Consider the following 5,058-nt stretch of genomic DNA (forward strand, 5'->3'; position numbering starts at 1 on the left):
AAACCGTTATCAGAGTATTTTGGGATTGAAATTTGACCTGGAAAAGTGTCAAAACCAATGGCAACAGAGGGGGAAAATCGAGCCTTTTGAGTTGGCACGCACAGATAGAAGCGATCGCTTTCTGATTCCCGAAAAACTCTACGGACGGGAAACCAGCGTACAACGATTACTGGAGGCTTTCGATCGCATCGCCCTAGGAACAACAGAAATGATGCTGGTGGCTGGGTTTTCCGGCATTGGGAAAACAGCGGTGGTTAATGAGGTTCACAAGCCGATTGTCAAACAGCGGGGCTACTTTATCAAAGGGAAATTTGACCAGTTCAATCGTAATATTCCCTTCTCAGCTTTTGTCATCGCCTTCCGGGATTTAATGGGACAGTTATTAGCAGAATCGGATGCCCAGCTTGCCCAGTGGAAAGAGAAGACTCTCGCGGCTTTGGGAGAAAATGGGCAAGTGATTATTGACGTAATTCCCGAATTAGAGCGAATCATTGGCAAACAGCCAAAAGTTGCCGAACTTTCGGGCACTGCGGCGCAAAATCGCTTCAATGTATTGTTTCAGAAATTCATTCAAGTTTTTACAACCCAAGAGCATCCCTTAGTTATTTTTGTTGACGACCTCCAGTGGGCAGATTTGGCATCGCTGAAGTTGATGGAATTGCTAATGGAGGATTCGGGAACCGGTTATCTGCTGCTTCTAGGAGCTTATCGGGACAATGAGGTATCTCCCGTTCACTCGTTAATGCTGACTTTAGATAAAATTGCTAATGCCGGAGCGACGATTGATACGATAACTCTCGCACCTTTAAGCCCAAAAAACCTTAAGTGCTTGGTCGCAGATACTCTAAGTTGTAGCCTGGACGTAGCCCAACCTTTAACGGAATTAATTGATCAAAAAACTAAAGGGAATCCCTTTTTTGCCACCCAATTTCTCAAAGGGTTGCACGAAGATGAATTTATTGTCTTCGATCGCGATAAAGGCTATTGGTTCTGTGACATAACGCAGGTGCGGCAGTTGGCCCTGACCGATGATGTCGTCGAGTTTATGGCTTCTCGGCTGCACAAGCTACCATCCGCCACCCAGGAAATGTTGAGGTTAGCCGCTTGTATTGGCGATCGCTTTGACTTGGAGACTTTGGCAATTGTCAGCGAACAGTCTCGAATGGAAGTGGCAGCTTCCTTGTGGAGAGGGCTGCAAGAAGGATTGGTGTTGCCCCTGGGCGAGACCTATAAGTTTTTCCAAGAGAGTGAAACAGAGGAAAAGGGACGGGCAGAAGAAATATCGGTTAGCTACAAATTTCTACACGATCGCGTCCAGCAAGCGGCTTATTCGCTCATTCCAGAAACGCAGAAAAAAGTCACTCATCTCACCATCGGCCAACTGTTACTCGGCAACTCTCGAACGGCAAAACCTGAAGATAAAGTTTTTGACATTGTCAATCAACTCAATATGGGGAGGCAGTTGATTTCTTGCCCGGAAGAACGCCAGGAATTAGCCCAATTAAATTTAAAAGCCGGACAGAAAGCAAAGGCTTCAACTGCCTACAGTGGAGCGCTGGGATATTTAAAAATCGGACTTGAATTGCTCGACTCAGACCCCTGGAACGCCCAATACCAACTGACTTTAGATCTCTATACTGAGGTTGTCGAAGCGTCTTACCTTAATGGTGAGTTTGAGGACGCACAGAACTATAGTGAATATGTTCTGCAAAATACGAGCAATGTCTTGGATGTTGTTAAAATATACGAATTAAAGATCGGTCAAACTTTCGCAGAAAACAAAGCGAAAGAAGCATTAGAGATAGGATTAGAAAATCTCAGCAGATTAGGGATATCTCAGGAGGATATTCGTGCTTACGGACAGCGGGAAATTGTATTATGCGATCGCGACGATTTGGCTAATAGCTCCTCAATGACCGATCCCTATAAGCTGGCTGCAATGAGAATTCTCGTTTCGATTACTTCAGCAGCGGCTATGGCTAAAACCGATCTTTTTTCTTCTCTGGTTGCCACCCAGATCCATCTATCTTTGGACGAAGGCCATTCTAGTTTAACCGCTTCTGCCTATGGTTGGTATGGCTTTCTTCTGTGTGGATATCTGGGAGATATGGAGAAAGGGTATCATGCGGGACAATTAGCCATAGATGTGTTAAACCGATTTGAAGCAACATTTCTTAAATGTGAAGTGAGGAATCTGGTCTATCAGATGAATCATTCTTGGAAAGAGCATCTCAGGACCATTACTCCTCTGTGCTTAGATACATTTAAGATTGGCATCGAGAATGGTAGTTTAATTCATGCCAGTTACAGCGCCGGAAATTACTTTGTGAACATGTTTTTGATCGGCGAGAATTTACAAGTGATGTTAGAAAATTACATCTATATCAATCGCTTTCGCAAACAAGTCAAAAGCACTCTAGTAATTACGGATATTTGGCGGCAGCTTAACCTGAATTTACAAGGATTGGTTCAAGACCGTTTTAAACTGGCGGGAGAATCCATCAATGAGGATAGTTTAGTGCCTAAAATGCTAGACTATGGCGATACTTGGGGATTGTTTTCGTTGTTAGTTGCCAAAGAAATTTTACTCTATTTCTTAGGGAATTACGAGCAATCTGTTCAATGTGCCATTCAAGCAAAAGAATATATTTCTGCGGTCGGAGGGTGGCCGCCAATTGGGGTTCATAATTTCTATTTTTCTCTATCGTTGCTGGCGTTATATGCCGATGCCGACCCTGAGTCTCAACAGCAATATTTAGCACAAATTGCCACTAATCAAAAACCAATGTTCCTTTGGGCGCAGAGTGCTGCCATGAATTACCAGCACAAATATGATTTAGTTGAAGCAGAGCGATCGCGGATTACAAGAAAACGAACAGAGGCCATTGAATTATACGATCGCGCCATAGCCGGAGCAAAAGACAACCAGTACCTACAGGAAGAAGCCCTCGCCAACGAACTAGCTGCCAAATTCTATTTAGATTGGGGGAAAGAAAAGATAGCCACAGGCTATATGACCGATGCTTACTATTGCTACGCCCACTGGGGAGCTAAAGCCAAAACCGACCAACTCGAAGAAACATATCCCCAACTGCTTTCCTCGATTCTGCAACAGCCCCTTTTGCCGTTAGAGAGCAGTCTAACCACGACTGGCGTAATGCAAACGGCCCGTTCGAGTAGCAGCACAACCGGCTTGATGCTCGATTGGGCGACGGCGATGAAAGCGGCTCAGTCTCTATCGAGTGAAATGCACCTGGACAAACTGGTCTTAACCTTAATGAAAGCAGCGATGGAAAATGCTGGAGCTGATAGCGGTATTCTGCTACTACAGCAACTAGAAGGTTGGCAGGTTGTCGCTCTATACTCCCAAAAAAGTGGCGATTTATCCTCAAGCGAGGTCTTGACTGAACGCTCTATTCCTACCAGTGTGATTAATACCGTCAAACGTAGCCAAGAAGCGATTATTGTTAACGATTTCTCTGGCGATATCCAGTTTGCCGGTGATCCCTATCTACTGCAAGAACAACCCAAAAGCTTCCTGTGCGCGCCTATCCTCAATCAAGGCAAGCTGATTGGTATCCTCTATCTAGAAAACCATCTGGCAACCGAAGCATTTACTAGAGATCGCGTGGAACTGCTTTCTCTGCTCTGTTCCCAAGCCGCTATCTCTCTAGAAAATGCCCGTCTCTACGAACAAGCACAACAGGCTCTCAAAGACTTACAAGAAGCCCAACTGCAATTGGTGCAAAGCGAGAAGATGTCAGCTTTGGGTAACTTAGTCGCAGGAGTAGCCCACGAAATTAATAATCCCGTGGGATTCATTGCTGGAAATATAAACCCAGCGCGAGATTATGTGCAAGACTTGTTGGGATTAATAGACCTTTATCAGCAAGAATATCCTGAGCTAAATGAAGCCATAGAAGAAGAAATAGAAGCAATAGACTTAGAGTTTTTGCGCTCGGATTTACTGCAACTGATTTCTTCCATGCGCTCAGGAACCGATCGCATCCGTCACATCAGTAATTCTTTACGGACATTTTCCCGTACAGATAAGGAGTATAAAGTTCCCTTTAACTTGCATGAAGGCATCGACAGCACATTGCTGATTCTCAAACATCGCCTGAAAGCTAACGAGAAACGTCCAGCGATTGAAATCGCAAAAGAGTATGGGGATTTACCCGAAGTCCACTGTTTTCCGGGACAACTCAACCAAGTATTTATGAATCTGATTGCCAATGCTATTGATGCGTTGGAATCAGCAAATGAAGGATGCAGTTTTGACGAGATTGCCAATCAAATTAAAATTATTACCTCAGCAACACCCCAGGAGGTGACTATTAACATTGTTGATAATGGCACGGGGATGCCAGAAGAAGTTAGAGAACGGATCTTTGAGCAAGGATTTACGACTAAAGCAGTGGGTAAAGGTACGGGGTTAGGAATGGCAATCGCTCATCAAATTATTGAGGAAAAACACGGGGGTACAATCGATTGTTATTCCCAAATCAGTAAAGGTACGGAATTTATGATTTCTCTTCCTTTAGGCAATCCTGATGTGAAGAATTATGGATAAGGTTTAACCCCAAAGATGCAGCTAAAGTTGTCTTATTGATAAACTCTTAATATTGCTATAATAAACGAAAGAAACCTCTCCAAATTCAAGTTCTTCTACAAAACTGCCATGGCTAGTCTCAGAACACCCCTCCAGGGCTACGAAGTCATTGAACTACTGCACTCTAGTTCCAGAACACTGGTTTATCGAGGACTACGCTTGGCTGATAATAATACGGTGATTATCAAATTGCTCAACTGCGAGTATCCGACCTTCAGCGAATTGGTCAATTTTCGCAATCAATACACCATTGCCAAAAATCTCGACTTGCCTGGAATTGTCAAACCCCTAGCCCTCGAACATTCTGGGAAGGGTTTAGCATTAGTCATGGAAGACTTTGGAGGGATCGCGCTTTCAGAATATATGGCCGAGCATCCCTTGAATTTAGAAGAATTTTTTCAGGTAGCACTCTCCCTGTGCGAAATTCTCGACGGACTCTATCGCCA

At 44.1% G+C, this 5,058-nt stretch carries 2 protein-coding genes; both read left to right on the forward strand.

Annotation, left to right across the window (positions count from 1 at the left end):
• Positions 1-25 precede the first annotated feature (25 nt).
• The gene (locus PN466_RS02505) at positions 26-4,573 is read left to right on the forward strand and encodes a trifunctional serine/threonine-protein kinase/ATP-binding protein/sensor histidine kinase (RefSeq protein ID WP_271936696.1); all 4,548 of its coding nucleotides are present in this window, start codon (positions 26-28) and stop codon (positions 4,571-4,573) included.
• 108 nt (positions 4,574-4,681) lie between these two features.
• Positions 4,682-5,058 (forward strand): hypothetical protein (locus PN466_RS02510; protein WP_271936697.1); only part of this gene is annotated, 377 nt, incomplete at its 3' end.

Source organism: Roseofilum reptotaenium CS-1145, from assembly GCF_028330985.1.
Lineage (GTDB): Bacteria > Cyanobacteriota > Cyanobacteriia > Cyanobacteriales > Desertifilaceae > Roseofilum > Roseofilum reptotaenium.